The 237-nt window shown below is 47.7% G+C and carries 1 rRNA gene; it reads left to right on the top strand.

From position 1 onward, the window contains the following. Positions 1-37: 37 nt before the first annotated feature. Positions 38-237 (top strand): 16S ribosomal RNA (locus H5S10_RS00130); the annotation flags it as partial.

Genomic DNA, 237 nt, shown 5'->3' with positions numbered 1-237 from the left:
CAAAGATAATTGAGAGCTATTCAAGTTCTTATATATTTTATATGAGAGTTTGATCCTGGCTCAGGATGAACGCCGGCGGTGTGCCTAATACATGCAAGTCGTACGCACTGGCCCAACTAATTGATGGTGCTTGCACCTGATTGACGATGGATCACCAGTGAGTGGCGGACGGGTGAGTAACACGTAGGTAACCTGCCCCGGAGCGGGGGATAACATTTGGAAACAGATGCTAATACC

Origin of the sequence: Limosilactobacillus balticus (genome assembly GCF_014145615.1) — a bacterium.
Taxonomy (GTDB): Bacteria; Bacillota; Bacilli; order Lactobacillales; family Lactobacillaceae; genus Limosilactobacillus; species Limosilactobacillus balticus.
This window is presented reverse-complemented; position numbering and strand designations above follow the sequence as displayed.